Genomic DNA, 26761 nt, shown 5'->3' on the forward strand with positions numbered 1-26761 from the left:
GCGGTGCTGTCCGGTTTGCTTGCGGTCGGTCCTGCGCAGGCGGAACAGGCCAGGCGTGCTCCCGCCGCCACGCTGACTTCGGAGGTGTCGCCTCCCCGGCTTCCCGCCGGTTCTCGCGGTCCTTACGGGGAGCCGTCGGTGACGCTCGGCGGGAGTCTGAAGGGCGCGGATGGCGATCCTCTGCCCGGCCAGGTGCTGAAGGTCGACCTTGTCGAGGACGACGGTGCCGTCAGGTTCGGCACCACTGCGAAGACGGACGCGCAGGGCGGCTGCCTGGTCACGGAGGCCGACAGGTTCGGCGGCCATCTCACGGCGCGGGTGACCTGGTCGGGGGACGGGTCCAGGCTGGTCGCGCGGAAGGAGATCGAGGTCGGGTTCCTCCACCTGCGGATGGGATACAACGCGGTCGGCAATGTGGGTGTCGCGTTCGAGTCCTTCCTCGAGCAGGGCCCGGATGTCCATGGCTTCGTCGTCCAGCGGTCATTCGACGGAAGTGCGCTGGAAGAACGTCCGGCCGGTCACCGGCAGGTACATCACCAGGGCCGGTGTTGGGCCGGTGCCTTCGGCCCCGCGCGGCGCGAAGCCCGAGGGGCAGGCCGTCCCCGACCGGAAGAAGATGCCCTCGCCCGCCTTCATCCGCTCTCTCGGCCGCCACCCCGACCGCTTCGGCGCCTCCTGAACATCAAAGCCCCCACGCCCTTTGCGTAAGCACAGCGCCGTCCGGCCACCGGTGAGATCTGCGTGAACCCGGGCTGCAGCGGCCCTCAAGGGACCGGCGGCGAAACCGGTCGGTGGGATGGCAGCACCAGCGCTCGGCTTCGGCCCGTTCGGTTTCCGCGGCTGACGGTTCACAGCGTGCTGGGAGCCGGTGTCCGGGTCGGGGCGGAGGGCGCCGGGGTCCTTCGGAGGGTGCGGGTGCGCTTGTCGAGGTACGCGGAGAGGAGGGCCAGGAGCAGGGCGGTGCCGGACAGGAGGGCGCCGACCCAGTTCGGGGAGGTGTAACCGAGGCCGCCGGCGATGACGAGGCCGCCGAGCCAGGCGGCGAGCGCGTTGCCGAGGTTGAAGGCGCCGATGTTGGCGGCCGAGGCCAGGGTCGGGGCCGCGGACGCCTGGTCCAGGACCCGCTTCTGCAGCGGCGGCACGGTCGCGAACCCGAGGGCGCCGATCAGGGTCAGGGTGATCGCTGCGAACACCTTGTCGTGAGCGGTGGCGGTGAAGACCAGCAGCACCAGGGCCAGGGCGCCCAGCGAGGCGGACAGCAGGGGCATCAACGCCCGGTCGGCGAACTTTCCGCCGAGCAGGTTGCCCAGGAACATGCCGATTCCGAAGAGGACGAGCAGCCAGGTGACGGCGGCCTCGGAGTAGCCGGCGACCTCGGTCATCATCGGCGAGATGTAAGTGATGGCCGCGAAGACGCCGCCGTAACCGAACACTGTCATCGCCATCGCGAGCCACACCTGCACGTTCTTGAACGCGGCGAGCTCCGCGCGCACGTTCTCCGAGGCCGGAGGCCGCCCAGCGTCCGGCACCAGCTTCATCACACCGAGGAGCCCGACGACGCCGAGGGCGGCCACGAGGGCGAAGGTGGCACGCCAGCCGAACGCGTGGCCGATGTACGTGCCCCCTGGGACACCGACGATGTTCGCCACCGTCAAGCCCATGAACATCAGCGAGATCGCCGACGCCTTCTTCTGCGGCGCGACCAGATCGGCCGCGACCACGGAACCGATGCCGAAGAACGCACCGTGCGCGAGCGAGGCGATGACCCGCCCGGTCAGCATCACCTCGAAGCCGGGCGCCACGGAGGAGAGCGCGTTGCCGACGGTGAACAGGCCCATGAGGAGTACGAGCATCTTCTTCCGGGGCACCTTCGTCCCCAGGATCGTGAGTAGGGGGGCACCGAGCACGACGCCCAGGGCGTAACCGGTGACGAGCCGGCCGGCGGTGGGGATCGAGACGCCGAAGTCGCCGGCGACCTGGGGCAGCACGCCCATGATCACGAATTCGGTGGTGCCGATTCCGAAGGCCCCGATGGTCAGGGCCAGGAGCGCGAGAGGCATGGGGCGCCCTCCATTTGATTGCATAGAGCTTTTACAGGCGCCAACAATACTTGCAGACGCGTTATAAGCGCAAGCGCGGTATGTCGTATATTGGATTTGCCATCGCCCGCCCACACCGATCGCAGCCCGACAACGGAGGAGGCACCGTGACCGCCACGACCCCCGCGCTCGCCCAAGGCTGGTGCGCCCTGTCCCTCCTGCACGGCCGGATCGAGGCCCACCTCGAACGCGCGCTGCAGGCCGGGCACGACCTGAGCGTCCGCGAGTACACCCTGCTCGACGTCCTCAGCCACCAGCACGACGGAGAGGGCGGGCACCTGCAGATGAAGCAGGTCGCCGACGCCGTCGTCCTCAGCCAGAGCGCCACGACCCGCCTGGTCACCCGGCTCGAGGACCGCGGCCTGCTGTCCCGCTACCTGTGCCCCACCGACCGTCGCGGCATCTACACCAACGTCTCCGACGCCGGCCTCTCCCTCCTCCGGCGGGCCCGTCCCACCCATGACACGGCACTGCGCGAGGCCCTGGACGAAGCAGCCCGCGACCCTCGGCTCAAGCACCTGGTCCAAGCCGTGGAGGGAGCGGACTCCTGACGGGGTCCGCTGCCTTTGCCGCGGCGAGGCGGAGTCCGCCGTCTTCGAGATTTCCGAGGGGTTTCCCGGCGAGGAACGTACGCCCGCGGGAGTAGGGGCGGGTACTCTCCGTGGGCCCATGACACCTCTGCCCGGTCCGGTTACGGTGAGCGCTGTGGCGCCCATCACTGACGTCCCCGCGCGGTGGCCGAGGCCGAGTGAGCTTCCCGTCTGGGCCGCGCCGCCGGTGATCCTGTTCTGCCAGATAGCCGGCGTGCACGTCATCGCCCCGTACTTCGCGCCCGCGCCCCGGGCTCTGGACGTGCTCGGGTACGGGCTGCTGGTGCTGGGGCCGCTCGTGCTCATGGGCCGCCGCCGGTGGCCTGTGGGGGTGCTGGTGGCCGTCGCGGCGGCCACGCTCCTGTACCACCTGTGCGGTTATCCCGTGGGGCCGTTCTTCCTCGCGCTGATCGCGGCCGTCTTGGCGGCGATGACCGGCGGGCACCGCCGGGCCGCCTGGCTGGCGGTCATCGGGGTGGTCTGCTGTTATGTGGCGGCCTCCTTCCTGCTGCCCGACTCGGGTCTGGTGCTGATCCGGCGTCCCGAGCTGTCGCTGGACGGGGGAGTGGTGGCGTGGGCGTTCCTCGTCCCGGCGGCGGCGGAACTGGCGCGCAACCGGGCCGAGCGGGCGGCCGAGGCCGGGCGGATCGCGCGGGAGCAGCAGCGGCGGGTCGCAGGTGAGGAGCGGTTGCGGATCGCGCGCGAGCTCCACGACGTGCTGGCACACAACATCTCGATGATCAACGTGCGGGCGGGGGTGGCGCTGCACCTCATGGACGACGATCCCGAGCAGGCCAGGACCGCCCTCACCGCGATCAAGGCGGCCAGCAAGGAGGCGCTGATGGAGATGCGGTCGGTCATCGGCGTGCTCCGCCAGGGCGAGCAGCCCCCGACCGTTCCCACGGCGGGCCTGGCCCGGCTGGACGGCCTGGTGGAGGCGGCCCGCGCCGCGGGAATGCAGGTGGCCCTGGAGCGGACCGGCCCGGTCCGGGACCTGCCTGCGGGGACGGACCTCGCGGTGTTCCGCATCATCCAGGAGTCGCTGACCAACATCACCCGTCACGCCCGTCCGCCCGCGTCCGGGCGGCTGTCGGTCCGGATCGTCCTGGAGTACGAGGAGGCCGCGGTGACGGTGCGGGTCGACGACGACGGGACCGAACCGCCGCCCCCGGACGGCGGGGGGAGCGGCATCCCGGGGATGCGGGAGCGGGCCGTGGCGCTGGACGGCGAGTTCCAGGCCGGGCCGCGGACCGGCGGCGGTTTCCGGGTCCGGGCACGGTTGCCGCTGGCCGGGGGCTCCTGATGATCCGGGTGGTGGTCGCCGACGACCAGGCGCTGGTACGCGCAGGATTCCGCTCCCTGCTGGACGCCCAGGAGGGCATCGAGGTGGTGGGGGAGGCCGATGACGGCCGCGCCGCGGTCGAGCTGGCCGAGAGGCTGCGGCCCGACATCGTGCTGATGGACATCCGCATGCCCGTCCTGGACGGGCTGGAGGCCACCCGGCTGATCTCCGGCAGGCCCGGTCTGGCGGGTGTCAGGGTCATCATCCTGACGACGTTCGAGCTCGACGAGTACGTCTTCGACGCGCTGCGCGGCGGGGCCAGCGGCTTCCTGGTGAAGGACACCGAACCGGTCGAGCTGATCCGGGCGCTGCGCGTCGTCGCCGGAGGCGACGCGCTCCTGTCCCCGGGGGTGACCCGCCGCCTCATCGGCGAGTTCGCCGCCCGCGCCAAGGAGCCCCGCGGCCTGCCCGCCCTGGACGTGCTCACCGGGCGCGAGACGGAGGTGCTGGCGCTGGTCGGCGAGGGGCTGACCAACGAGGAGATCGCGGGACGGCTGCTGGTCAGCCCCGCCACCGCCAAGACCCACGTGAGCCGCATCATGATCAAGATGGGGGCGCGGGACCGCGTCCAGCTCGTCGTGTCCGCCTACGAGTCCGGGCTGGTGCGGCCCGGCTGGACGGCCTGAGCCCGGCGTACGCCCCGCGGCGCAGGCGAGGTGTCTCCCGGCGGGGGACGACCGGACGCGCGGCTCCGGTCACGATCGGTGCATGTCCACGACACGCGCCCGCCCGGGGATCCCGGGCGGGAGAACGGACCGGCCGGAAAGAGGAAAGCCGTGAAAGTGCGCGTTGACCAGGGGCGCTGCCAGGGGCACACGCTCTGCGCGATGGTCGCCCCGCAGGTGTTCGAACTCGACGACGTCGACGGCCACGCCTCGCCCGTCGACGAGAACGTGCCGGCGGGCAGGGAGGCGGAGGTGCGCGAGGCCGCCCGGTCCTGCCCGGAACGCGCGATCTCCGTAGGAAAGGACGCACCGTGAGCGACCGCAAGAAGAACCGCTACCACTTCGACCGGCACACCCCGCAGTACCGCCACGACTTCGAGGAGGTCACCCGGGAAATGCAGGAAAGGTGCCCGATCGCCTGGTCGGACACCCACGGCGGCCACTGGGTGGCCGCCGGCAACCGGGAGGTCTTCGAACTCGCGGCCCGCTCCGCCGGCGTCATCTCCAACGACCATGACGTGACGGGCGAGCGGCGCGGTTACCAGGGCATCTCCATTCCCGCCCCCACCCGGGCGGGCAAGGGCGGCTTCCTGGAGATGGACCCGCCGGAGCAGCGCCACTACCGCCAGGCGCTCAACCCGTACCTGTCCCCGGCCGCGGTCGCCCGCTGGATCCCGGTGGTCGACGACGTCGTGCGGGCCTGCATCGACGAGAAGATCGAGGAAGGCCGCATCGACTTCGTCGAGGACCTCGCCAACATCGTCCCCGCCGTCCTCACGATGGCCATGATGGGCATCCCGCTGCGGAACTGGGACATCTACAACGAACCGGCGCACGCCGTGATCTACACGCCGCCGAACTCGCCCGACCTCGCGCGGGTCGGCCGGCTGCACGAGGAGATGAGGAGGGACCTCGCCGGGCAGCTCGCGGAGATCAAGGCGAACCCCCGCCCGGGCCTGGTCAACGCGCTCCTCAACCTGGAGATCGACGGCGAGAGGCCGTCCGACGAGGACCTCCTGGGCTCGCTGCACCTGCTCATCGGCGGCGGCTTCGACACGACGACGGCGCTGACCGCGCACGCGATCGAATGGCTGGGGGAGAACCCGGCGGAGCGCGAGCGCCTCAGCCGCGAGCGCGACACCCTGCTGGACTCCGCGACCGAGGAGTTCGTGCGCTACTACACGCCGGTGGTGGGCGGCGGCCGCACCTTCTCCGCCGACTGCGAGGTCGTCGGGACCCGCTTCGAGGAGGGCGAGCGCCTGTGGCTCTCCTGGGCGATGGCCAACCGCGACCCGTCGGTGTTCCCCGACCCCGACGAGATCGACCTGGCCCGCGAGGGCAACCGGCACACCGGCTTCGGCCTGGGCGTCCACCGCTGCATCGGCTCGAACGTCGCCCGCACGGTGTTCAAGCGCATGATCGTCCAGGTGCTCGACCGCATGCCCGACTACGTGTGCGAGCCCGAGGGCACCGTGCACTACGAGACGGTCGGCGTCATCAACGGCATGCGCTTCCTCCCGGCGACCTTCACCCCGGGCCCCCGCCTGGGCCCGGGCCTCGACGAGACCCTCGAAAGCCTCCAGAGGACCTGCGACGAGCAGCGGCTCGCCGACCCGGTCACCAGGCGGGGGACGAAGCCGTGACCCCGGCGATCCCCGGCAGGGGTGCCTGCCGGGGATCGCCGGAGCTCAGGGCAGGACGGTGGGGTTGGCCAGGTGGAGGGGCCTTTCGCCGCGGAGGTGGCGGGCGACGTCGGCGGCGACGATGGTGGCGGCGTTGGCGGCGGTCTCCTTGGAGGCGCCGGCGAGGTGGGGGGTCATGATGAGGTTCGGGGTGGTCAGGAGGCGGGAGCCCGCGGGGATGGGTTCCTCGGGGAAGACGTCGGTGGCGGCGCCGAAGAGGTGGCCGGAGTCGAGGGCGTCGCACAGGGCGTCGTAGTCGAGGAGGGAGCCGCGGGCGCAGTTGACGACGACGGAGCCGGCGGGCATCGCGGCGAGTTCGGCCCGGCCGATCATGCTGCGGTTGTCGGCGGTGGCGCGGGCGTGCAGGGACAGGAAGCGGGAACGTTCCAGGAGCTCGGGCAGGCCGACGAGCTCGATGTCGGGGGAGGCGAAGGACTCCAGGTAGGGGTCGTGGACCAGGACGTTCGCGCCGAAGCCGCGGAGCATGACGGCGACGCGGCGGCCGATGGCGCCGTAGCCGACGAGGCCGACGGTGCTCCCGGCCAGTTCGGGGCCGACGTTCTCGTAGCGGTAGTAGTCGCCGCGCCAGACGCCGCCGGCGAGGTCGCCGTGGGTCTGGGGGATGCGGCGGGTCGCGGCCAGGATCATCGCCAGGGTGTGCTCGGCGGTCGCGACGGCGTTGCGGCCGGGCGCGAACGTCACCGCGACGCCCGCCTCGGTGGCGGCCTCCAGGTTGGCGTTCACCGGGCCGCCGCGGCTCACCCCGAAGAGCTTCAGCCGGGGCGAGGCGGCCAGCACCCTCTTGGTCAGCGGCGCCATCTGGGTGACGCAGACGTCCACGCCGTCGAGCGCCTCGATCAGCTCGTCCTCGACGTCGGAGGCCTCGTCGACCTCCCCGACCCGGCCGAACGGCGTCACCGGCCACGGCAGCGTCAGCTCCCTGGCCTCGAAGTCCACGGGGACCTCCCGGCGCAACGCGTCGAGGAAGAGGCTGTTCAGTACGAAATGGTCGCCTGCGGTGAGAATCCGGATGGTCAAGGGAAGAACTCCGTCACTGGGTGGGAGAGTTGTACTGCAGGAGTGCCGCGCGTCCTTCGCGCAGGCGGATCTCGGTGAGGGCGCAGTTGTCCAGGCGGGGCAGCCGCCGCCGGTACTCGCCGAGCGGGATGCCCAGCAGCCGGCACAACGTCAGCCGGATCGCGGTGGTGTGCGCGACGACCAGGACCCGGCCGCCCTCGATCTCGGACAGGCAGGACGCGAACCGTTCGGCCGCCGCGTGCGGGTCCTCGCCGCCGGGCAGCGGGTTCGCCGCGGGGTCGGCCTCGAAGGCGGCGCGCTCGGCGGGGAAGCGCTCCTGCATCTCGGCCTTGGTGAGCCCCTCGCCGCGGCCGAAGTCCAGTTCGCGCAGCCGCGCGTCCACCCGCAGGCCGACACCCGCGGCCTGCGCGCTGGCCTCCGCGGTGATGCGGGCGCGGCTCAGCGTGGAGCACCACACCGCGTCGAGGTCGGCGCTCTTGGCCCAGACGGCGAGGCGTTCGGCCTGCCGCGTCCCCTCGTCGGTCAGCGCGATGTCGCTGACGCCGGCGTAGCGGTTCTCGGCGTGCCAGACGGTCTGGCCGTGCCGGACCAGGACGAGATCGGTCATCGTGTGCTTCTTTCGTGTGCGTGCGCGGCGACGTGTCCGGGCAGCCAGCCGCGCGCGGCCAGTTCGTCCACGAACCGCAGGTAGAGGGCCGGATCGGCGGGGCGCGGCTCGATCACCTCGCGGGTGCGGGCCATCCGCGCGGTGAGCCCCTGGGCGAGCAGCGCCATGCCGAGGGCGGGCTCGGCGTTCTCCCGCAGCGTCACGGGGCGGCCGAGGACGTCGGCGCGCATCCGGTTCCAGTAGCCGCTGCGGGTCGCCCCGCCCGTCAGGATGATCTCACCGTCGACGGGGGCGCCGAGCAGGTCCAGGTAGTCGAAGCACAGTCTTTCGATGAAGGCGGCGCCGCGCAGCGCGGCGACGTAGCGGGACACGTCGTCGTCGACCGTGCCGAGGGTGAACCCGCGCGCGTCGGGCGCGTTGAACGGGAACCGCTCCCCGGGGGAGACCAGGGGGTAGGTCACGGCGTCCAGGCCGGTACGGCTTTCGGCCTCGGCGGCGAGGGCGTCCAGGTCGCGGCCGGGAAGGTCGCGGGCGAGCACGCCCGCACCGGTGCTGGAGGCGCCGCCCGGCAGCCACCCGCCGTCGGGCGCGCGGTGGGAGTACACGACGCCGAGGGGGTCGTGCACCAGGTCGGGGGTGACGCCCTTGAGGACGAGGGTGGTGCCCAGCACGCTGTTCCAGCTGCCGGGAGCGGTGGCTCCGGCTCCGAGCTGCGCGGCGCACCCGTCGGTCGTCCCGGCGATCACCGGGGTGCCCTCGGGCAGGCCGGTCGCCTCGGACGCCGCCGCGCAGACCGTCCCGAGCACGGAGCCGGGGCGCACGACGCGGGGCAGCACCGAGGCGGGGACGCCCAGCGCCGCCATGACGTCGAACGGCCACTCCTCCTCGATGAGGTCGACGCCGGTCTTCAACGCGTTGCTGAGGTCCGTCGCGGTCTCATGCCCGACGAGCCTGCGGTTGACGAAGTCGTTCTGGTGCGCCAGCCGGGTGCCTTCAGGGTGCTCGCGCAGCAGCCACAGCAGCTTCGGCAGCGCCCACGGCGGCTGCATCGCCCGGTAGCCGAGCCGCGCCCAGACCTCACCGCCGACCTCGTTGACCCGCGCGAGCTCGCCCGCCGCGCGCCGGTCGTCGTACATCAACGCGGGGGAGCGCGGATTCCCGGCGTCGTCGACGAGCAGGACCGTGCCGGAGGTCGCGTCCACCGCGACGCCGCCGACGTCCTTCTGCGCGACCCCGTGCAGCGCAGAAGAACAGGCGGCGGCCAGGGCGTCCCACCATTCGGCGGGGTCCTGCTCGTGCCGGTCGCCGTCGCGGCGGCTGGTGAGCGGGCGGGACGCCGAGCCGACGACGTCGCCGGTGTCGGTGACCGCCATCACCCGGACACTCTGTGTCCCGAGGTCGATACCGACCCAGACCGTCATGCGTTCCTCCCCCAGGGCGGGACACCGGCGCGCAGCGCCCGGAACCCGGTGAACTTGTCGTGGTAGACCCCGGCGAGCGCGGGGTCGGGTTCGAAGGTGTCGCGCAGCCGCACGAGCGCGCGCGCCGCCCCGGCGAGGCTCGGATGGGCACCGGTGGCGACGAGCCCGGTGAAGTGGGCGCCGCGCGCCCCGACCTCCCGGTCGGCCGAGCGGTGCACGGGCAGCCCCGTCACGTCGGCGATGAGGCCGGCCCAGAAGTCGTTGGCGGCGCCCCCGCCGCACACGCGCAGGTCGTCGGTCCGCCCGCCGATCGCGGTCAGGCAGTCGCGGACGACGAGGGAGAGCCCCTCGAAGACGGCGCGGGCGAGGTGCTCGGGGCCGTGGTTGAGGGTCAGCCCGACGATCGTGCCGCGGGCGGCCGGGTCGGTGAACGGGACGCGCTCCCCGGCGGGCGACAGGTACGGCAGGAACGTCAGCCCATCGGCGCCGGGCGCGGACCGGGCGGCGAGCTCGGCGAGCGCCTCGGGCCCGGGGACGCCGAGCGTCCGGCAGGCCCAGTGCAGGACGTCGGCGCCCGCGAGGGTCGGGAACGCCCGCAGGTAGCCGGTGTCGAGCGCGAGCGTGACGCCGACGGGCTCGCCGTCCAGCGGAGGCTCGGCGACCGTCGTCTCGGTGCACAGGGTCGTGCCGAGGATCCCGCAGGCCCGGCCCGGCTCGATCGCCCCGACGCCGAACGCGGTCGTGGCGATGTCGTAGGGCGCGAGCACGACGGGCGTGCCCGCCGCGAGGCCGAGGGCCGCGGCGGCCTCCGCGCTCAGCGCGGCGACGCGGCCGTCGTGCTCGACCGGCTCGGGCAGCAGCGGCGCCGCCCATTCCATCCCGAACATGGCGATCAGCTCCGGCGAGTACCGGCGCGTCCGCAGGTCGAGGAACGGCGCGGAGGCGTCCGAGGCGTCGACGGCGATCCGCCCGGTGAGCCGGGAGAACACCCACCCGCCGCAGGTCAGGCATGCCGCGGCGTTCTCGAGGCGCGAGGGTTCGTGTTCGCGCAGCCAGGTGAGGACCGCGTGCGGCAGGCCGGGGAACGTGGGGTTGCCGCCGATGCGGAACGCCCGTTCCGGCAGCCCGGCCGCGGCCCACCGGTCGACGACGGGCGCGGCGCGGCCGTCGTTCCACAGGATCGCGGGCCCGGTCGGCTCACCCGCGGCGTCGATGAGCCAGGCGCCGTCGCCCTGGGCGGTGACCGCCACGAAGTCGACGGTCTCGGCGCTCCCCAGGGCCTCGCGCGCCTCGCGCACGGTCGCCGCGACGGCGGCCCAGACCTCGTGCATGTCCTGCTCGGCGCGGTCGGGGGCGGGCCGCCGGACCTCGGCCCGGCTGCGGGCGACGGCGGCCTCGGCGCCGTGGCGGTCGTAGCCGACCGCCTTGATCACCGAGGTGCCGGCGTCGACGCAGATCGCCCCCACGCTAGCCCCTGCCCGCGGAGGTGCGGGACTTGCGCGCCGCCGAGTCGATGATCACCGCGAGCAGCAGGACCAGGCCGGTGACCATGAAGCGGATGGAGGAGTCGAGGCTGAGCAGGGTGAGCCCGCTGGAGATCGACTGGATGACGATGATGCCCAGCAGCGCGCCCCACGCGCTGCCCCGCCCGCCGAAGAGGCTGACGCCGCCGATGACGGCGGCGGCGATGGCGTTGAGGTTGATGTCGCCGGTGCCGCTGCTCTGGTTGGCCGCGGCCAGCCGGGAGGCCATCAGGATGCCGCCGACCGCCGCGAAGGTGCTGCACGCGACGAACACCGAGGTGTAGACGCGCCTGACGTTGATGCCCGCGCGCCGTGCCGCCTCGACGTTGCCGCCCACCGCGTAAACCGACTTGCCCCACTTGGTACGGGTGAGCAGGTAGTTCATGACCAGGACCAGGACCAGGAAGAGCACGAACATCCAGCCCACGCCGCGGGCCTGGTTGAGGTACCACACGGCGCCGCCCAGGACCACCAGCAGCGCGACGCTGCGGGCGGCCAGGAAGCCGGCTCCGCTGGCCGACAGGCCGGCGGCGGTGCGGGCGCGGGCGTGCAGGAAGCCGCTGGCGAACAGCCACAGGGCCGCGACCGCGACCAGCACGTAGGACAGCCACTCCGGCACGAAGGCCAGCTGCGCGAAGTGCACGATGCCCGAGTCGAACGGCAGGTTGATCGAGCCCTTGGTGCCCAGCACGTACAGCTGCAGGCCCAGCAGGCCCAGCAGGCCGCCCATGGAGATGACGAAGCTCGGCACCCCGAAGCGGTTGAACACCTGCGCGTAGACCCAGCCGACGCCGACGCCCATCGCGATCGCGCCGAGCACCGCGACCGCCGCGGGCAGGCCCTGGTCGACGAACAGCACCGCCAGCAGCGCCGCCGACAGGCCGCTCACCGAGCCGACCGACAGGTCGATCTCGCCGACGAGCAGCACGCACACGATGCCGAGCGCCATGATGCCGACCGCGGCCGACTCCATGGTCAGGTTGACCAGGTTGGCGCTGGACAGGAACACGGGGTTCAGGACCTGCATCACCGTCCAGATGATGATCAGGCCCACGACCACCGGGATCATGCCGAGCTCGCCCTGCCGGGCGCGGTCCACGACGGTGGCGAGCGCGCCGCGCAGCCCGTCGCGCGCCTGGAGGCGCTCGTCCAGAAGATCGGTGTTCACGCTCACGGGCGCGTTCCCTCCTTGCTCTGCCGCTTGGCGGCCCGCTGCGTGACCACGTTGTCGGTCGCGCCGGTGATGGCGGCGATGATGTCCTCGGGGGTGACCTCGTCCACGGCGAAGACCCCGTTGTTGCGGCCGAGCCGCAGCACGGCCACGCGGTCGGCGACCGCCTTCACGTCCGCCATGTTGTGGCTGATCATGATCACGCCCAGGCCGTTCTCGCGCAGCCGCTCGATGAGGTTGAGCACCTCGGCGGTCTGCGCGACGCCCAGGGCGGCGGTCGGCTCGTCCAGAATGATGATCTTGGGGTCGCCCAGCAGGGAGCGGGCGATGGCGACGGTCTGGCGCTGGCCGCCCGACAGGGAGGCGATCGGCACCCGCACGGTCGGGATCTTGGCCGAGAGCTGGCGCAGCAGCTCCCACGAGCGCGTCTCCATCGCCACGGTGTCCAGCCGCAGCGGGCGCAGCTCGTGGCCGAGGAAGAGGTTCTCGATGACGTTGAGGTTCTCGCACAGGGCCAGGTCCTGGAAGACGGTGGCGATGCCCAGCTTCTGCGCGTCCTTGGGCGAGTTGATCTCCACCTGCCGCCCGGCGAAGGTGATCGTGCCGGAGTCCGCGGGGTGGACCCCCGAGAGGATCTTCACCAGGGTGGACTTGCCGGCGCCGTTGTCCCCGACCACCGCGACGACCTCGCCGGCCGCGACGTCGAGCTCGATGTCCGTCAGCGCCGCCACCGCGCCGAAGGACTTGTTGATTCCTCGCAGGGACAGCGCCTGCTCCGCGTTCTTCGCGGTCATGGGAGGGCTCCTTGACGGGGTGAAGGGGAGGCGCGCGCCGCAGGGCACGGCGGCGCGCGCCACGTGCGCTACTTGATGCCGAGCTCGGTGCAGGCCTTCTGGTACTCGGCGGTGCAGACGTCGGCGGCCTTCATGATCCCGCTGTCGAAGAGCACCTCCTTGACGTTCTCCCGGGTGACGACGGTCGGGACGAACAGCTCGGAGGGCGTGTCGTACAGGGTGGTCTTGGCCTGGGGCGTCTCGCCCTTGACGAAGGCGTGCGCGACGACCGCGGAGGCCTCGGCCACGATCTTGATCGGCTTGGAGATGGTGTTGTACTGGTCGCCGTTGATGATCCGCTGCGCGGCGGCGATCTCGGCGTCGTTGCCGGTGACCGGCGGGACGTCGGCGCCCGCGGCCTTGAACGCCGCGATCGTGCCGCCGCCGGTGCCGTCGTTGGCGGCGACCACGCCGGCGATCTCGTCCTTGAACTGCGCGATCTGGCCGCTCACCCAGTTCTGGGCCTTGGCCGGGTCCCAGTCGGGGGTGTCGTACTCGGCCAGCAGCTTGAAGCCGCTGTCGTCGACCGCGCTGTGGATGCCCTTCTTGATGAGCATGGCGGCGGCGTCGGTCGGGGAGCCGTTGACCTGGAGGATGCCGCCCTCGGCCTTCTCGGCCTTCAGGTGCTCGACCAGGGACTCGCCGATGAGGGAGCCGATCTTCTCGTTGTCGAAGGAGACGTAGTAGTCGGCGGGCGCGTCGGGGATGGGCCGGTCGTAGGCGATGACGGCGGCGTCCTGGGACTGCGCGGTCTTGACGATGCTGGCGGCCGCGGCGGAGTCCACCGGGTCCAGGACGATGACCTTCGCGCCCTGCGCGAGCGCCGAGTTGGCCTGCTGCTGCTGCTTGGCGGCGTCGGAGTCGGCGTTCTGGTAGATCACTTCGCAGTCGGGGCAGAGTTCCTTCATCTTCGCCTCGAACAGCGGCTTGTCCTGCAGCTCGTAACGGGTGGAGGCGAGGTCGGGCATCAGGAAGGCGACCTTGGCGCCGTCGCCGCCACCGGTCGAACCGGAGTCCGACTCCGAGGAGCAGGCGGTCAGGGCGGCGCCGGCGACGAGCGCCGAGACGGCGAGGGCGGCGGCCCGCAGCTGAACTTTCTTCACGATGACTTCCTTACTTACTGGCGCCGGACGGGGCTTCCCGCGACGGACCAGCTCCGGGGTGGCACGGGCCTGAGGGTCGACCCGTGGTGCCCGACACCGTAGCGCCCGACCGGAACAAATGTCCAGCAAAAGTGTTCAGGCATGGCCCGTGGTTGGAAAAATCAGACAAAACGAGAGTATGTCCAGGTCAGAGTGCCGGGTTCAGCGGCCGCGGACGGCCGCCAGGATCCCCTCGGCGGTGGGCACGTCGCTCACGAGCACGTTGAAGTACCCGCCGCGGGCCCCCGCGACGATCGAGGGGATCTTCTCCTGGCCGACGGCGACGGCGACCGAGACCGGGATCCGGCGCAGGTCGGCCAGGCTGGTGGCGACGACGCGGTCGCTGCCCGGATAGGACACGGGCAGGCCGTCCTGGTCGTAGAAGCGCGAGCACACGTCGCCCACGGCGTTGCGCAGGCTGGGGGCGTCCGAGGGCACGAACGACGGGAGGACCTGGCGCATCAGCGGCGCCGCCCCCACCCCGACCAGGGCGCACTTGGCACGGCCCCACAGCTCGTTGATCCGCCGGAAGGACGGCTCGTCCTGCAGCGACCCGAACAGGGCGGGCCCCGGCAGGGCGGGGGCGTACAGGTAGCTGGGCACGCCCCCGAGCCGCTCGGCCAGGATGCGCGTGGTCTCGTTGGTCTGGAACCACGGCTGCGGCTCCTCCTGCCCGCCGACCGCGGGCGCGACCATGACGCCGGGGAAGTGGCCGAGGTCCTCCTGGGCGCACTCGTAGACCGTCGAGCCGGACGACACCACCACCACGTCGCCGGGCAGCAGCCCGACCGCGGCCAGCGCGCGCGCCACGCCGGGCGCCAGCCAGGGGCCCAGCCGGGCGCCCTCGGCCCTGGGCACCAGGTACACCTGGCGCAGGCCCACGGCCTCGGCGACCTCCGCGGCGAGCCTGCCCCCGTCGAGCCCGGCGGGCCGGCGCACCCGGATCTCCACGATGCCCTGCCGCCGCGCCTCGGTGAGCAGCCTGCTCACCGTCGCCCGGCTGACGCCGAGCCGCCTGGCGATGTCGGCCTGGTTGGCGTCCTCCAGGTAGTACTGGGTGGCCGCCGCGTACATCAGCTCCTGGGGGAACCGGGCGCTCCCCGCGCTCTCGGCCCCGACCGCACCCGTGATGTCCGTGCCCACCCGCCCGCCCCCATCCAGAAATTCTGTTCCGCACAAGTGTAAGCGACCGGGTTCAGCGGCCCGCTGGGGAGGATCCTAGGGCGTGTCTCAAAGTTCGGTGCAGGAAAGTTTGGCGACTCATTGCGTTTCGATGGTCACCCTGTGTGGTTTTCATGGTGGGGCTGCAAGGAGCCCCGGCCGGGTCAACCACCAACCGTCCCATCCCGCACTGGCGGGGGGAAGGACGGGGCGGCAGCCGCTCGCATCTGCGTGTGGCCTCTGCCCGGCCGATTCCGGAACGCCAGTGGCGCCGACCCCGGTCAGGGACCCGCAAGGGACCACACCGGACAGACACCACCGGGCACTGGACTGCTTCAGCAACTTTGAAACAGACCTTAGGCGGCGGGGGAGTCCCCGTGGGGGACGGCGATCCAGGTGGCGGCGGCGACGGCGAGGAGGACGCCGTCCCCGGTGTACAGGGAGGAGCGGCTGAAGACCTTGCGGCCCTGCGGTTCGGTCGAGGAGGCGGTGATGACGTGGCGTTCGCCGATGGCGGGCAGGGAGTGGACCTGGACGGACAGGCGGCCCAGGACGCGGGTCTGGAGGGAGAGGTCCTCGGTCCAGCCGCCGGGGCAGTCCAGGGCGGCCCACACGAAGGCGGGGTCCAGGGAGCCGTCGGAGGCGGCCAAGGAGGGGTCGGGACGCCAGGTGCAGGCGACCTCGCGGGGACGGCCCGGCAGGGGGCCGGGGGTGAGGGCCAGGCCGTCGTGCCCGGGGCGGCCCAGGCCGCACACGAAGCACGTCGGGAAGGGATGGTAGGTGTGGCCCTGGTAGCGGGCGTGGCACTCCTCGGCGGTCTCCACCGGCACGGGAGGCACCGCGGGGATCGGGTCCGCGCCCGGGACGACGGTGGCGATCACGGCGTCGCCGTGCAGGACGCGGGACTCCTCGGCACCTCGCTCGACGGCCAGGGGGGTGTCCAGGGGAGGGGGGAGGCGGAGCGTGACGACGGATCTCGGGAAGTCGGGGTAACCCGCCGCCGCGGCGAAGACACCGGAGGCGTAACCGCCGTTCCCGCTTCCCGCGGGCCCGTTGTAGCGCCCCGGGATCACCAGCTCGTTCATCAGTCCCTCCTCCGCGATCTGCGAGAAGCCTAACCACGCCGGGCGGAGAGGGGGCCGGGCAGGGTTCATCCGCCGGAAGGGGCGGTGCAGGGGGCGCCTTCGCAGACGTCCACGACCTGGCCGGTCTTGAGGAAGGTCGCCGCCTGGAGGCGGGCGGCGGCGGACCTGCGCGGGTCGGAGTGGGGGTCGCGGCCCTCGGTGGGCGGGGTGTTGGTGAGCGGTCCGTAGGGGGTGCCGCTGTCCCAGACGACCAGGGCCGAGCCGTCGTAGGGGGAGGAGCCGATGGAGGGAATGTCCCAGTACGGAACGGTGTCGGGGTGGCGGCCGGGGGCCACGGCGGGCCGGTGGACGCGGGCGCCGGCGGTGCGGGCCAGGACGTCGGCGGTGAGCGGGGAGACCTGGTGGTCGCCGAACGCCACGTGCAGCAGGACGCGGTGGTCGGGGGTGCCGGGGAGCGGGTCGGTGGTGAGGTGCCGGGCGTAGCCGTTCACCTCGCCGCGGTCCCAGAGCATCTGGGCCAGCGCCAGGATGAGCTGCTGCTCGAGCTCGTCGGGGTAGGTGAGGTTCATCACGACGGCGTACTGGGTGAAGTCGACGCTGCGGTTGAGCAGCGTGCTGTAGTTCATGCCGGGAACGCCCAGCACGGCGCGGCGGATGTCGGTGGAGACGGCGGTGAGCGCGCCGCCCATGATCCCGCCCTGGCTGTTGCCGTAGTAGCCCAGGCCGTGCGAGACGTCGATGACGGGGTCGCCGCCGGCGTTCTGGAAGGCCTCGTGCTCGGGCAGCCCGGTGGTCATGGCGCGGCCCAGCCAGAGCTGGTTGAGGAAGCCCTGCTGCATCCGGTCGGCCATGGACGGGAAGTTGCCGAAGTCGGCGAGGGAGACGACGGCGTTCCCGATGTCGTCCTTGGACATGCCGGCCCATCTGGTGGCGCAGAAGACGAAGCCGTGCTCGGCGGCGAACGCCTTGACCGCGCCGGAGCCGACCTCCTCCTCGGTGCCCAGCAGGCCGTGCCCGTACAGTGCCGCGCGTCCCGGCTCCGTGAGCGCGCTCCGGGGGATCTCGCACTGGAACGCGGCGACCTGGACGTTGCCGGGGAGCCGCGAGGGGAGCCCGTCCGGGCCGAGGCGGAAACGGGATCCGGGCGGCCCGCCGTAGACGTTCAGGTAGCTGGGGACGGTCATCCGGCCGCGCACCCTGCGGGCGATCGGGTCGTCCTCGGGGTTGTCGGTGACCTCGGTGACACGGAACGACGGGCTCCTGTCGCCGAGTCTCCCGAACGCGTCGTCCCGGATGTGCAGCATCCGCTCGGACAGGTTCCGCTCGCTGGCGACGGTGAAGTCCCAGGCCAGGTAGAGCCCGCCGGTGCCGACGCCGTGCCGTTCCAGGTCGGCGACGACCTCCTTGGCCGCCCGCTGGCGCTCGTGCAGCGGATCGCCGTCCGGGAGCGCGGGGCCGAGCAGCGCACGGAAGACGTCGGTGGGTTCGATGGCCGTTCCGGACGCGTCCTTCAGGTCGCGCAGCGCCACCGCGTACCGGTGGCCTTCCAGGAGGTTGCGCGCGGGCCGGATGATGAGCGCCTGCCGGTCGGGCGAGGAGGCGTTGGCGTCCAGTTCGGCGAAGTACGGCCAGCGCTCGCCCGTGACGGTGTCCAGGAGGACGATCGGCGCGTCGGCGAGCAGGGAGCGCCCCATGTCCGTGACGGGGGCCGCGCCCGTCGTGCCGAGGTCCAGCCCCGGAACGCGGGCGAGGATCATCGAGCCGGGGGAGAAGCCGTCGTTCCGGTTCCATCCGGCCGGGTCGATGTGCTTGCGCAACCGGTTGCGGGGCATCGCGGCCCTGGCGAAGTCCACCCGCAGCCCCGTCGCCGTGCTCGCGTCCGGCACGGTGTACCAGTCGTTGGGGAAGGGCAGCAGGCAGGCCGCCGGATCGACCGGGTCGCAGGCCGCGGGGTCCGCGGCGGGCTCGGCCGAAGCCGCCGGCGGGAGCAGGACGCTCGCCGCGGTGAGGACCAGCAGAGCAGTGATGCGCCGGAGCACCCGCCACCTCCGTGACCTGAAACATCTTCATGTGCTACGCGCACCATCCGTCTTCCCGGTGCCGCGGTCAACCCCCGGATGCGGACGCGTCACCGGATCCGGGAGCGGGATGCCCTGAACGCGCCTTCGGCGGGTAGGAGTCCTGCGGTGGACGGTTACTGGGGGAACATCGCGCTGGTCCTGTTGCTGATCCTGGTCAACGCCCTGTTCGCGGGCAGCGAGATCGCGCTGGTCTCGTTGCGGGAGGGGCAGTTGCGACGGCTGGAGGGCGAGGGAGGGGGTGGGCGGAGGCTGGCCCGGCTGGCCCGGGATCCCAACCGGTTCATGGCGACCATCCAGATCGGCATCACGCTCGCCGGGTTCCTCGCCTCCGCGACGGCCGCCGTCTCGCTGGCCGAGCCGCTGGTCGGGCCGCTGGGGTTCCTGGGCGGCGCGGCGCGTCCGGCGGCGGTGGCGCTGGTGACGGTGGTGATCGGCTTCTTCACGCTGGTGCTGGGCGAGCTGGCGCCCAAGCGGCTGGCGATGCAGTACGCGCGGCGCTGGGGGCTGGTGGTGGCGGCGCCGCTGGAGTGGCTGGCGGCGCTGTCCCGCCCGGCGGTGTGGGTGCTGGGCAGGGCCACCGACGGGGTGGTCCGGCTGTGCGGCGGGGATCCGGCGGTGGGGGAGGAGCCGGTCGGCCCCGACGAGCTGAAGGAGCTGGTGGCCGGGCACCAGGGGCTGAGCGCCGAGCAGCGCGTCGCGATCTCCGGCGCGCTGGACCTGCACGCGCGGAACCTGCGCGAGGTGCTCGTGCCGCGTCGCCTGGTCTTCTCGCTGCCGCACGACACGCCGGTCGGGCGGGCCCGGCTCGAGCTGGCCCGGTCCGGGCACTCCCGCGCCCCGGTGGTCACGGCCGGGCACGTGGACGAGGTCGTGGGGGTGGTGCACCTGCGCGACCTCGTCGGGCAGGACGCGGGCCCGCCCGTCGGCTCCCGGGTCAGGCCGGCGATGGTGCTGCCGGACGTCATGCGGATCTCCGAGGCGCTGCGGGAGTTCAAGGAGCGGCGCCAGGGCTTCGCGCTGGTGGCGGACGAGAACGGCGCGCTCGCCGGCATCGTCACGGTGGACGACCTGCTGGAGGAGATCGTCGGGGAGTTCGCCGAAGGCACGGAACGGGAAATACGCGACGAACCGGAGGGGGCGGTGCTGCTGCCCGGCACCTTCCCCGTCCACGACCTGCCCGACCTCAACGTGTACCTGGGCGGGATGCCGCACCGCGGGTACAACACCGTCGCGGGGCTGGTGCTCGCCCGGCTGGGGCGCCTGCCCGAACGGCCGGGCGACCGCGTCGAGGTCTCGGGATGGGACTTCGAGGTCGCCGAGATCGAACGCCGCGCCATCACGTCCGTACGGCTCCGTCCGGCGCGCCGCGGGAGGCAGCCGCAGGAGCAGGGCTGAAGCCCGAGCCGGAGCGGCTCCGAAAAGCGGAGGCCGGGGCGCCGCGCAACGGGTACGACACCGTTGTGGGGCCGGTGCTCGCCAGACCGTGCTCCGCCTCGAGCGGCCGGAGCACGATGGAAACCGAGATGAAGAAGATCCGGAAAGCCGTCCTCAGGGCTCTGATCTGGACGGTCGGAGCGTTCCTCTCGGCGGCCATCGTGTTCACGGCCGCCTCGGAGGCCTGGATGTGGCGCGACGGCTCACGGGCGCGCATGACCACGGAAGGCCCGTTCACCGCGACGGAGAAGTCCCTGGACCGGCACGGGCTCCCGTCCTGGTTCGCCGACGCGAAGTTCGGGATCATGCTGCGCTGGGGGCTGTACTCGGTACCGGCCTTCGCCCCGGCGGGCAGGACCTTCGCCGAGCGCATGGCCGGGGACTACGACCGGGCGATGACGCGCAACCCCTACGCCGAGGACTACGCCAACGCGATGAAGGACCCGTCGTCGCCCACCGCCGAGTACCACCGGCGGCATTACGGGACGGCCCCCTACTCCGGTTTCGCACCCGAATTCGAGGCCGGGCTGGAGAAATGGGACCCGGAGGGCTGGGCGGCCGCCTTCCACGCGGCGGGGGCTTCCTATGTCGTGATCACCGCCAAGTACGCCGACGGATACGCCCTGTGGCCGACCTCGGTGCGCAACCCGCACGCCCCCGGTTTCCACTCCGAGCGCGACCTGGTGGGCGAGCTGGCGAAAGCGGTGCGGGCGAAGGGGATGAGGTTCGGCGTCTACTACTCCGGCGGCGCCGACTGGACGTTCCGCCCCGGAGTGGTGCGGACGTTCGGGGACCACGCCTACCAGCCCTACGGCGAGGACTACCGCGCTTACGCCGTCGCCCAGATGCGGGAGCTGATCGAGCGCTACGAGCCCGACATCCTGTGGAACGACGTCTTCTGGCCGACGGGACACAAAAGGCTCTTCTCCCTGCTGGCCGACTACTACAACACCGTCCCCGAAGGCGTCGTCAACGACCGCTGGGAGACGGTCACGCTGGGCCGCCAGATCCTGGGCTGGGAACCGGTGCGCGGAGTGTTCGACGCCTTCCTGAAGCGGGCCCTGCCGGATCCGGAGGCGGTGGACGGGCTCGGCACCCGCAAAGACGTTCCGCACAGCGATTTCCGTACCTTCGAACACGGGTCGCACGACACCGTTCAAGAGAAATTCTGGCAGCGGGACAGGGGAATCGGCGGCTCCTTCGGATGGAATCGCGCCGAGACGGACGCCGATTACGCCTCTTTCGAGGAAATCCTGAACGACCTGGTGAACGCGGCGGCCAACAACGGCGCCCTGATGCTGAACATCGGGCCGGGCGGAGGCGAGGGGGTCATCCCCCCGGGGCAGCGGGACCGGCTGAAGGCGATCGGCGCCTGGATGAGGGTGAACCGCGAGGCGCTCGACGGCACCCGCCCCTGGAGGCGTTCGGTCACGGCCACCCGGGACGGGGCGAAGGTCGCCTTCACCCGCAAGGGGGACGTCCTGTACGCGACGGTCCTGGGCCGCCCCGAAGGCTCCGTCGTGCTGGAGGACGTCGTCCTGCGGGGCACCGCCACCCATCTGGGCACCGGTGAGCGTGCCGCGCTGTCGGCTTCGGAGGGCGGCACCCGGATCGCGGCCGAGGCGCTGGACGGTTCCTACGCACCGGTCTTTCGGATGACTCCCTGACCCGCCTTTTGTGAGAAAAGGGGCGTTTAAGTCGTTTCATGTTTGTGGTGCGAAACGGGTGGTAGCTGAATGTAGTGGACATGTTTCGGTTGCCGGGGGTGTACCGGCCACAAGGAGATACCAGCCTGCTCTGTGAGGCGCTGAAGGAATCGGGCGTACGCGGCGCGAGGGCGCTGGACGTGTGCACCGGCACCGGGCGCGTGGCCCTGGCCGCGGCGCTCGGCGGCGCGGCCAGGGTGACGGCCGTCGACCTCTCCTGGCGGGCCGTGCTGTCCGCGCGGGCCAACGCGCTGCTGCGCGGGGTGCGCATCCGGGTCCGCCAGGGAGACCTCTTCGCCCCGGTGCGCAAGGAGAAGTTCGACGTCATCACCGTCAACCCGCCGTACGTGCCGAACCTGAACGGCGAGCCGGCCCGGCACGGCAGGGAGCGCGCCTGGGACGCCGGACCGGCGGGCCGGGCCACCGTGGACCGCATCTGCGACCAGGCCCCCAGGCTGCTGGCGTCCGGAGGGGTCCTGCTGATGGTGCACTCGGCGCTGTGCGGGGTGGAGACGACGCTCGGCGCGCTGCGGACCGCGGGGATGAAGGCGTCCGTGCTGCTGCGGCACGAGGAGCCCTTCGGCCCCGTCATGCGGAGCCGGGCCCGTGAACTCGCTTCGTCCGGGATCATCCACCCGGAACAGGACCGCGAGGAACTGGTGGTGATCCGTGCGGAAAGAGCCTGAGACGCGCCGTGTGGTCCTCGACCCCGAAGGCCCCGTCCTGGTGGAGGGGCCCGTCGAGATCGTGCTGGAGGACGGCTCGACCGTCTTCTCCGACCGTTTCATGGTGGCCCTGTGCACCTGCCGCCGCAGCCGCCGCTATCCCCTGTGCGACACCAGCCACCGCGGGAAGAAGCGGAGCGGCGGCTCAGCGCCGGGGAAGGCCGGCGAGGAGTGAGCCGTGCCCGGCCCGCCAGCTCCCCAGCAGGCGGTCGCCGAGCCGCTCCTCCAGCAGCTCGGTCGCCTGGACGCCGAAGACGACGTCCGGGGCCAGGCCGGGTTCGCGGTCCAGCATGTCGCCGACCACGTCGCGCCGGAGCACCTGCTCGTGCACGGCGTCGGCCTCGATGTGCTCGGTGAAGAAGACCGTGGCGTACCGGCCTGCACCGAACCGCTCCAGCGCCTGCGCCATGCGGCGGGCGCTCGGCGCGGTGGTGATCTCGGCGGCGGCGAAGTGGCCGACGAGGGCGCCGCGCAGCGCCCGGTGCAGGCCGAACATCGACATCATGTTGACGGGCGCGAGCGCGACGGCCGGGGCGATCTCCAGGTAGTAGAGGTAGGACGGGTCGAGGCCCGCCTCCTCCATCAGCCCGGCGAAGAGCCGGGAGTGCATGCGGTCGGCGCGCCCGCCGCCGAACTCGTCGAACTCCACCGCGACCAGCGACGCCTTGGCCTGGCCCTGCAGGCGCGGGATCACCCAGGCATGCGGGTCTGCCTCCTTCAGGTGGTAGATCGAGCGGTGGACGAGGTACTCGCGCAGCTGCCACCACTCGCCGCGGTCCTTGAGGTGGTGGGAGACGCCGGGCGCGTCGAGGTCCTCGACCAGGAGCCCCTCCAGCGCGGCGTGCACGTCGTCGCCGCCGGGCACGCCCGCCCGCAGCGCGGCGAGGAAGACCTCCTCCATGTCGCGGCGCAGCCGCAGGAGGCCGGGGTCCCACTCCCAGGTGGGATCGACGCCGGCGAAGCCCCGGTAGTGCAGTTCGTAGCAGACGTACAGCGCGAGCTGGAGGTCCTCGCCGAACGGGTCGGCGCCGGACAGGCCCTGGGCGCGGCCGGACGGGAAGGAGCCCGGCGGCTCCTCCAGCGCGCGGACGACGAGCGCCGACAGCGGGCCTCGGGGACGGGGCAGCCGCGCCTCGAAGAAGCCGGTCTGCGCGGTGGGTGCGGTGGTGATGGTCATGATGCCCCATTCGCTGAGAGAAGTGGGGTGGGGGCCGTGTGCTCCGCGAGCACGTCCACGACGGCGCGCAGGCCGCCGGACGCCGCCGCGCGCTGGCGGGAGGCGCCGGTGCCCTCCTCGAGGAGGCGGCCGAACGCCGCCCGTACCCCGGCGAGGTCGCCGTTCTGCTCGAGGAACGGACGGGCGACGGCGAACAGTTCCGACACGAGCTCGCTCGCCGGGACCGGATGTTCCTTCCGCAGGTCCACGCCCTGGCCGTCCAGGCCGTAACGGGCGGCCGACCACACGGCGGCGGCGCACAGCTGCTCGTTCAGCCGCGGCGCCTCCCGGCCCGCGGCCAGCTCGGCCAGCGCGTGGTCCACCAGCGCGCGGGTGAGCGCGGCCTGCAGGACGGCGTCGTCGACCCTGGTCCCGACGTCCGCGACCCGGATCTCCACCGTCGGGTACGTGGGGGAGAGGCGGGCCAGCCAGAACGTCATGCGCTCGTCGACCAGCGCGCCGCACTCCACCAGCCGTTCGATCCGCCGGTCGTACTCGGCGGCGGAGCGGAAGTACGGCATGATGCCGGAGCCGGGGAACCGTGTCTGCTCGACCATCCGCCAGCTCGCGTAGCCGGTGTCGCGGCCCTGGTGGAAGGGCGAGTTCGCGGACAGGGCCAGGAGCGTGGGCAGCCACGGGGCGAGGTGGTTGAGCACCGCGACGGCGGTCTCCCGGTCGGGGACGCCCACGTGCACATGGCAGCCGCAGCACTGGTAGCCGCGCACGACCGCGGCGTACATGTCGGTGATCCGGGTGAAACGCGAGCCTTCGGCGGCCGGCGGGTCGGGGGAGGGCAGGACGGCGGTGCCGGAGGCCACCAGCCGCAGGCCCTCGGCCCGCGCGGCGGCGGCCAGGGCGAGGCGGCCTTCGGTGAGCTGGCGCCGCAGCTCGTCCAGCCCGGTGCAGACCCCGGTGGCGGACTCGACCTGCGTGGCCAGCAGCTCGCGGTGGAAGCCGGCGCCCGTGGCGGCGTCCGCCGGCCTGAGGCGGCCCAGCACGGACGAGGCCCGTGCGGCGGTGCCGCCGGACGCGGAGTCCACGAGCAGGAACTCCTCTTCGACCCCGACCGTCATCGCAGACCCCCTCCATCCCGCCGTGCCCGGCGCTTCGGTCACCGAAACACACCCATGTTCCATTCGGGCTGTTTCGCGGGGTTTTGTATTGTCCCCCCACCTTTGCTGAGGTTTGACTACTTACCCAGAAGTCCCGCGAAAATCGGCGATAAGTAAAAAAGTGATTTATCGCACGATGGGTTCATTGCCTAATAAAAGGGGCATCTTCTCTGTTTCGGTAAGCGAAGTCCGACCGCCAGCGAGGTGATCATGTCCCGCAAGCACCTGTCCCGAGCCGGCCTGGATCCCAGCACGGCCGGAGGGCATCTCCCGCCCGCCCGCAGCGCCCTGACCCTCCGGCTGGTCCTGGCGTCCTTCGGACTGGTCAGCTCCCTCCTGGGTCTGGCCATCGTCCTGCTCCTCGGGCTCCCCTGGGGCTTGGTCCTCCTCTTCGCGCTGATCGCCCTGACCGCGGCCGTCGACCTTTTCGTCGTCACCCGCCGCAGGCGCCGCGAACGCGCACTGCCGTGAGGCTCCTCAGCCGGGTGGAGGGGGGACGGGGCGGGAGTCCAGCGCGCGGGCGACCGCGACGAGGTTGGACGCCATGGCGCGGGCGGTCTTGGCCGACCAGTCGTGGCCGCGCGGGTCGTCGAGGTAGTCGGGCCCCGGACCCGGCCCCAGGTGCCAGTACGTCCACGCCTGGCCGGGAACGGTGTAGCCGATGTCCGCCAGAGCCCCGTTGATCTCGCTGATCACGTGGTGCGCGCCGTCCTCGTTGCCGGTGACGACCACGCCCGCCACCCGGTTGTAGGCGACGGGCCTCTCCTCGTCGTCGGTCTCCGACAACATCGCGTCCATCCGCTCCAGCACCCGCTGCGCCAGCGAGGAGGGCCGCCCCACCCAGGTGGGCGAGGCCACGACGAGGATCTGCGCGTTCAGCAGCATCTCGTGGACGCGGGGCCACTCGTCCCCCTCGCCCATCTCGGTCTTCACCCCCGGCGGCACGTTCAGGTCGGCCATCCGCACGAACTCGACGGACACCCCGCGTTCGCGCAGCCCGTCCGCGACGACCTCGGCCAGCGCCTGCGTGTTCGACGGCTCGGGAGACGGCTTCAACGTGCAGTTCAGGAACACCGCGCGCAGGGAGGATTCACTCTCGGACATGCCCTGGCCCCTGCCCCCGCTCCCGCACCCGAAACGCACGGCCCGGAGCGGCGCGCCTCACGAAACCCCCCCTTGAAAGGGCTTGATGGCTGAGTTGAACTCAACTTAATCTCGGGGCATGTCGTCTCTGTCAGAACGCGGGACCCGGACCCGCCGGCGGTTGCTGGACGCCGCGGCCGAGGAGCTGATCCGCACCGGTGAGGTCGAGGTGGCCGCGGTCGCCCGGCGGGCGGGAGTGAGCGTGGGGCTGCCCTACCGCTACTTCGGCACGCAGAGCGGCCTGGTCAGCGCACTGCTGGCGCGCTTCTACTACGGCGTCGACGCGCAGGTGTTCCGGAGCTTCCCGGGGACGACCTGGGCCGAGCGCGAACAGGCCAGGATGGCCGCACTCGTGCGGCACCTGTACGCCGACGCGATGGCGCCGGTGATCCTGGGCCAGCTGAGCCGGGACGTCCAGGCCGCCGAGGTCGAGGCCCGCTACATGCGCCTGGTCATCGACCGCGCCGCCCGCAACCTCGCGGGCGCGCGCAGCCGGGGCGAGGCCGCCTGCGGCGGCGACCTGGAGCTCCTGGCGGCCAACCTCATGGGCGGCCTGCGCTCGGCCATCGGCCTGGCCCTCAACCGCACTCCCCGGCCCGATCCCGCGGCCCTGACCGACCACCTGTGGGGGTTCATGCGGGACATCACCCACCCGGTCCGAGTGCGCCGGGGCCCGGCTCATCCGGGCGCGGCGGACTCCTCGTAGTGCCTCACCCTGGCGTCCGGGCCCGGGAAGAACAACGAGACGTGCCCGTTGTCGGACCAGCGCACGTAGTAGGGCGGCTCGCCCCGCGGGTCCGGCACCTCGATGATCTTCCCATCCCGGAAGACCCCGTGCTCGTCGTGCCGCAGAATGTCGATCCGATCCCCGACAGAGGCCTTCACGGCTCTCTCCTCTCCGAGACTCCGCTGTCCTTCGAGGGGTTCCTTCCAAGGTACGCCGCCGTGCCGGGGCCGGGGGGTCCGGCCGTTCCGTTGAGCGGGA

General features: G+C 72.2%; 27 protein-coding genes. 12 read left to right on the forward strand and 15 right to left on the reverse strand.

Features of this window, described 5'->3' with window-relative positions; all coding sequences use genetic code 11:
- The first annotated feature begins 138 nt into the window (after positions 1-138).
- A complete protein-coding gene (locus C2865_RS21165) occupies positions 139-708 on the forward strand; it encodes a hypothetical protein (protein WP_106400276.1) in 570 nt (189 codons plus the stop codon).
- Positions 709-848: 140 nt separating this feature from the next.
- Here the strand turns inward: C2865_RS21165 and C2865_RS21170 are convergent, their stop codons facing one another.
- Positions 849-2060, reverse strand: a complete 1212-nt coding sequence (locus C2865_RS21170) for an MFS transporter (protein WP_106400277.1) — start codon at positions 2058-2060, stop codon at positions 849-851.
- Between the two features lie 146 nt (positions 2061-2206).
- Here C2865_RS21170 and C2865_RS21175 point away from each other — a divergent pair, with 146 nt between their 5' ends.
- The 5 genes from C2865_RS21175 to C2865_RS21195 all read left to right on the forward strand — a co-directional run bounded on the left by C2865_RS21175 (position 2207) and on the right by C2865_RS21195 (position 6339).
- On the forward strand, positions 2207-2650 hold the full coding sequence (locus C2865_RS21175; RefSeq protein ID WP_106400278.1) for a MarR family winged helix-turn-helix transcriptional regulator: 444 nt from the start codon (positions 2207-2209) through the stop codon (positions 2648-2650).
- Positions 2651-2804: 154 nt separating this feature from the next.
- Positions 2805-3992 (forward strand): sensor histidine kinase, encoded by a 1188-nt coding sequence (locus tag C2865_RS21180; RefSeq protein WP_157963842.1) that lies wholly within the window; start codon positions 2805-2807, stop codon positions 3990-3992.
- The gene (locus C2865_RS21185; RefSeq protein WP_106400280.1) at positions 3992-4657 is read left to right on the forward strand and encodes a response regulator transcription factor; all 666 of its coding nucleotides are present in this window, start codon (positions 3992-3994) and stop codon (positions 4655-4657) included. Before C2865_RS21180 ends, C2865_RS21185 begins: the two co-directional genes overlap by 1 nt.
- Positions 4658-4807: 150 nt before the next feature.
- Positions 4808-5011, forward strand: a complete 204-nt coding sequence (locus C2865_RS21190; RefSeq protein WP_106400281.1) for a ferredoxin — start codon at positions 4808-4810, stop codon at positions 5009-5011.
- A complete protein-coding gene (locus tag C2865_RS21195; RefSeq protein WP_198653482.1) occupies positions 5008-6339 on the forward strand; it encodes a cytochrome P450 in 1332 nt (443 codons plus the stop codon). The genes C2865_RS21190 and C2865_RS21195 overlap by 4 nt, the downstream gene beginning before the upstream one ends.
- 45 nt (positions 6340-6384) lie before the next feature.
- Here the strand turns inward: C2865_RS21195 and C2865_RS21200 are convergent, their stop codons facing one another.
- The 10 genes from C2865_RS21200 to C2865_RS21245 all read right to left on the reverse strand — a co-directional run bounded on the left by C2865_RS21200 (position 6385) and on the right by C2865_RS21245 (position 18398).
- The gene (locus C2865_RS21200) at positions 6385-7416 is read right to left on the reverse strand and encodes a 2-hydroxyacid dehydrogenase (protein ID WP_106400282.1); all 1032 of its coding nucleotides are present in this window, start codon (positions 7414-7416) and stop codon (positions 6385-6387) included.
- Between the two features lie 13 nt (positions 7417-7429).
- Complete coding sequence (locus C2865_RS21205; RefSeq protein ID WP_106400283.1) at positions 7430-8023, reverse strand: histidine phosphatase family protein; 594 nt, start codon at positions 8021-8023, stop codon at positions 7430-7432.
- Positions 8020-9444 carry an FGGY-family carbohydrate kinase gene (locus tag C2865_RS21210; RefSeq protein ID WP_106400284.1) on the reverse strand — a complete coding sequence of 475 codons (1425 nt, stop codon included), beginning with the start codon at positions 9442-9444 and terminating at the stop codon, positions 8020-8022. Before C2865_RS21210 ends, C2865_RS21205 begins: the two co-directional genes overlap by 4 nt.
- Positions 9441-10910, reverse strand: coding sequence for an FGGY-family carbohydrate kinase (locus C2865_RS21215; protein WP_106400285.1), 1470 nt, complete (start codon positions 10908-10910; stop codon positions 9441-9443). Before C2865_RS21215 ends, C2865_RS21210 begins: the two co-directional genes overlap by 4 nt.
- A 1-nt stretch (position 10911) precedes the next feature.
- Positions 10912-12141 (reverse strand): sugar ABC transporter permease, encoded by a 1230-nt coding sequence (locus C2865_RS21220; protein ID WP_198653483.1) that lies wholly within the window; start codon positions 12139-12141, stop codon positions 10912-10914.
- Entirely contained in the window at positions 12138-12932 is a 795-nt protein-coding gene (locus tag C2865_RS21225) for an ATP-binding cassette domain-containing protein (protein ID WP_106400286.1), read from the reverse strand. Before C2865_RS21225 ends, C2865_RS21220 begins: the two co-directional genes overlap by 4 nt.
- Before the next feature lie 68 nt (positions 12933-13000).
- Positions 13001-14074 carry an ABC transporter substrate-binding protein gene (locus tag C2865_RS21230; RefSeq protein ID WP_106400287.1) on the reverse strand — a complete coding sequence of 358 codons (1074 nt, stop codon included), beginning with the start codon at positions 14072-14074 and terminating at the stop codon, positions 13001-13003.
- A 201-nt stretch (positions 14075-14275) separates the two neighbouring features.
- Positions 14276-15256 (reverse strand): sugar-binding transcriptional regulator, encoded by a 981-nt coding sequence (locus tag C2865_RS21235; RefSeq protein WP_232835743.1) that lies wholly within the window; start codon positions 15254-15256, stop codon positions 14276-14278.
- 374 nt (positions 15257-15630) lie between these two features.
- Entirely contained in the window at positions 15631-16359 is a 729-nt protein-coding gene (locus tag C2865_RS21240; RefSeq protein WP_106400288.1) for a hypothetical protein, read from the reverse strand.
- Between the two features lie 65 nt (positions 16360-16424).
- Positions 16425-18398 carry a hypothetical protein gene (locus C2865_RS21245; RefSeq protein ID WP_106400289.1) on the reverse strand — a complete coding sequence of 658 codons (1974 nt, stop codon included), beginning with the start codon at positions 18396-18398 and terminating at the stop codon, positions 16425-16427.
- Positions 18399-18545: 147 nt separating this feature from the next.
- Between C2865_RS21245 and C2865_RS21250 the strand changes: the two genes are divergently transcribed.
- The 4 genes from C2865_RS21250 (at position 18546) to C2865_RS21265 (ending at position 22480) form a co-directional block, all read left to right on the forward strand.
- A complete protein-coding gene (locus C2865_RS21250; RefSeq protein ID WP_232835744.1) occupies positions 18546-19835 on the forward strand; it encodes a hemolysin family protein in 1290 nt (429 codons plus the stop codon).
- A gap of 128 nt (positions 19836-19963) precedes the next feature.
- Complete coding sequence (locus C2865_RS21255; RefSeq protein ID WP_157963843.1) at positions 19964-21541, forward strand: alpha-L-fucosidase; 1578 nt, start codon at positions 19964-19966, stop codon at positions 21539-21541.
- An 80-nt stretch (positions 21542-21621) separates the two neighbouring features.
- Positions 21622-22266, forward strand: a complete 645-nt coding sequence (locus C2865_RS21260; protein WP_198653484.1) for a HemK2/MTQ2 family protein methyltransferase — start codon at positions 21622-21624, stop codon at positions 22264-22266.
- On the forward strand, positions 22250-22480 hold the full coding sequence (locus C2865_RS21265; protein WP_106400293.1) for a CDGSH iron-sulfur domain-containing protein: 231 nt from the start codon (positions 22250-22252) through the stop codon (positions 22478-22480). The genes C2865_RS21260 and C2865_RS21265 overlap by 17 nt, the downstream gene beginning before the upstream one ends.
- Here the strand turns inward: C2865_RS21265 and C2865_RS21270 are convergent.
- Positions 22451-23482 carry an iron-containing redox enzyme family protein gene (locus C2865_RS21270; protein ID WP_106400294.1) on the reverse strand — a complete coding sequence of 344 codons (1032 nt, stop codon included), beginning with the start codon at positions 23480-23482 and terminating at the stop codon, positions 22451-22453. The genes C2865_RS21265 and C2865_RS21270 overlap by 30 nt on opposite strands.
- Positions 23479-24594 carry a carboxylate-amine ligase gene (locus tag C2865_RS21275; protein WP_106400295.1) on the reverse strand — a complete coding sequence of 372 codons (1116 nt, stop codon included), beginning with the start codon at positions 24592-24594 and terminating at the stop codon, positions 23479-23481. The genes C2865_RS21270 and C2865_RS21275 overlap by 4 nt, the downstream gene beginning before the upstream one ends.
- A gap of 249 nt (positions 24595-24843) precedes the next feature.
- Here C2865_RS21275 and C2865_RS21280 point away from each other — a divergent pair, with 249 nt between their 5' ends.
- Positions 24844-25104 (forward strand): DUF6343 family protein, encoded by a 261-nt coding sequence (locus C2865_RS21280; protein ID WP_157963844.1) that lies wholly within the window; start codon positions 24844-24846, stop codon positions 25102-25104.
- Between the two features lie 6 nt (positions 25105-25110).
- Here C2865_RS21280 and C2865_RS21285 read toward each other — a convergent pair whose 3' ends face one another.
- Positions 25111-25737, reverse strand: a complete 627-nt coding sequence (locus tag C2865_RS21285) for a flavodoxin family protein (protein ID WP_106400297.1) — start codon at positions 25735-25737, stop codon at positions 25111-25113.
- Positions 25738-25855: 118 nt separating this feature from the next.
- On the opposite strand from C2865_RS21285, the gene C2865_RS21290 reads away from it, so the two are divergent.
- Complete coding sequence (locus C2865_RS21290; RefSeq protein ID WP_106400298.1) at positions 25856-26482, forward strand: TetR/AcrR family transcriptional regulator; 627 nt, start codon at positions 25856-25858, stop codon at positions 26480-26482.
- Here C2865_RS21290 and C2865_RS21295 read toward each other — a convergent pair.
- Entirely contained in the window at positions 26455-26661 is a 207-nt protein-coding gene (locus tag C2865_RS21295) for a DUF1918 domain-containing protein (RefSeq protein ID WP_106400299.1), read from the reverse strand. The two genes, C2865_RS21290 and C2865_RS21295, sit on opposite strands and share 28 nt — an antisense overlap.
- Between the last annotated feature and the right edge of the window lie 100 nt (positions 26662-26761).

This window comes from Actinocorallia populi, assembly GCF_002995495.1.
Classification (GTDB): domain Bacteria; phylum Actinomycetota; class Actinomycetes; order Streptosporangiales; family Streptosporangiaceae; genus Actinocorallia; species Actinocorallia populi.

Coding starts and splice junctions, on each gene's coding strand:
- C2865_RS21185 (WP_106400280.1), top strand. CDS start 3,992: ATGATCCGGGTGGTGGTCGCCGACGACCAGGCGCTGGTACGCGCAGGA.
- C2865_RS21225 (WP_106400286.1), bottom strand. CDS start 12,932: ATGACCGCGAAGAACGCGGAGCAGGCGCTGTCCCTGCGAGGAATCAAC.
- C2865_RS21290 (WP_106400298.1), top strand. CDS start 25,856: ATGTCGTCTCTGTCAGAACGCGGGACCCGGACCCGCCGGCGGTTGCTG.
- C2865_RS21170 (WP_106400277.1), bottom strand. CDS start 2,060: ATGCCTCTCGCGCTCCTGGCCCTGACCATCGGGGCCTTCGGAATCGGC.
- C2865_RS21270 (WP_106400294.1), bottom strand. CDS start 23,482: ATGACCATCACCACCGCACCCACCGCGCAGACCGGCTTCTTCGAGGCG.
- C2865_RS21210 (WP_106400284.1), bottom strand. CDS start 9,444: ATGACGGTCTGGGTCGGTATCGACCTCGGGACACAGAGTGTCCGGGTG.
- C2865_RS21280 (WP_157963844.1), top strand. CDS start 24,844: ATGTCCCGCAAGCACCTGTCCCGAGCCGGCCTGGATCCCAGCACGGCC.
- C2865_RS21275 (WP_106400295.1), bottom strand. CDS start 24,594: ATGACGGTCGGGGTCGAAGAGGAGTTCCTGCTCGTGGACTCCGCGTCC.
- C2865_RS21205 (WP_106400283.1), bottom strand. CDS start 8,023: ATGACCGATCTCGTCCTGGTCCGGCACGGCCAGACCGTCTGGCACGCC.
- C2865_RS21240 (WP_106400288.1), bottom strand. CDS start 16,359: ATGAACGAGCTGGTGATCCCGGGGCGCTACAACGGGCCCGCGGGAAGC.
- C2865_RS21255 (WP_157963843.1), top strand. CDS start 19,964: ATGAAGAAGATCCGGAAAGCCGTCCTCAGGGCTCTGATCTGGACGGTC.
- C2865_RS21285 (WP_106400297.1), bottom strand. CDS start 25,737: ATGTCCGAGAGTGAATCCTCCCTGCGCGCGGTGTTCCTGAACTGCACG.
- C2865_RS21260 (WP_198653484.1), top strand. CDS start 21,622: ATGTTTCGGTTGCCGGGGGTGTACCGGCCACAAGGAGATACCAGCCTG.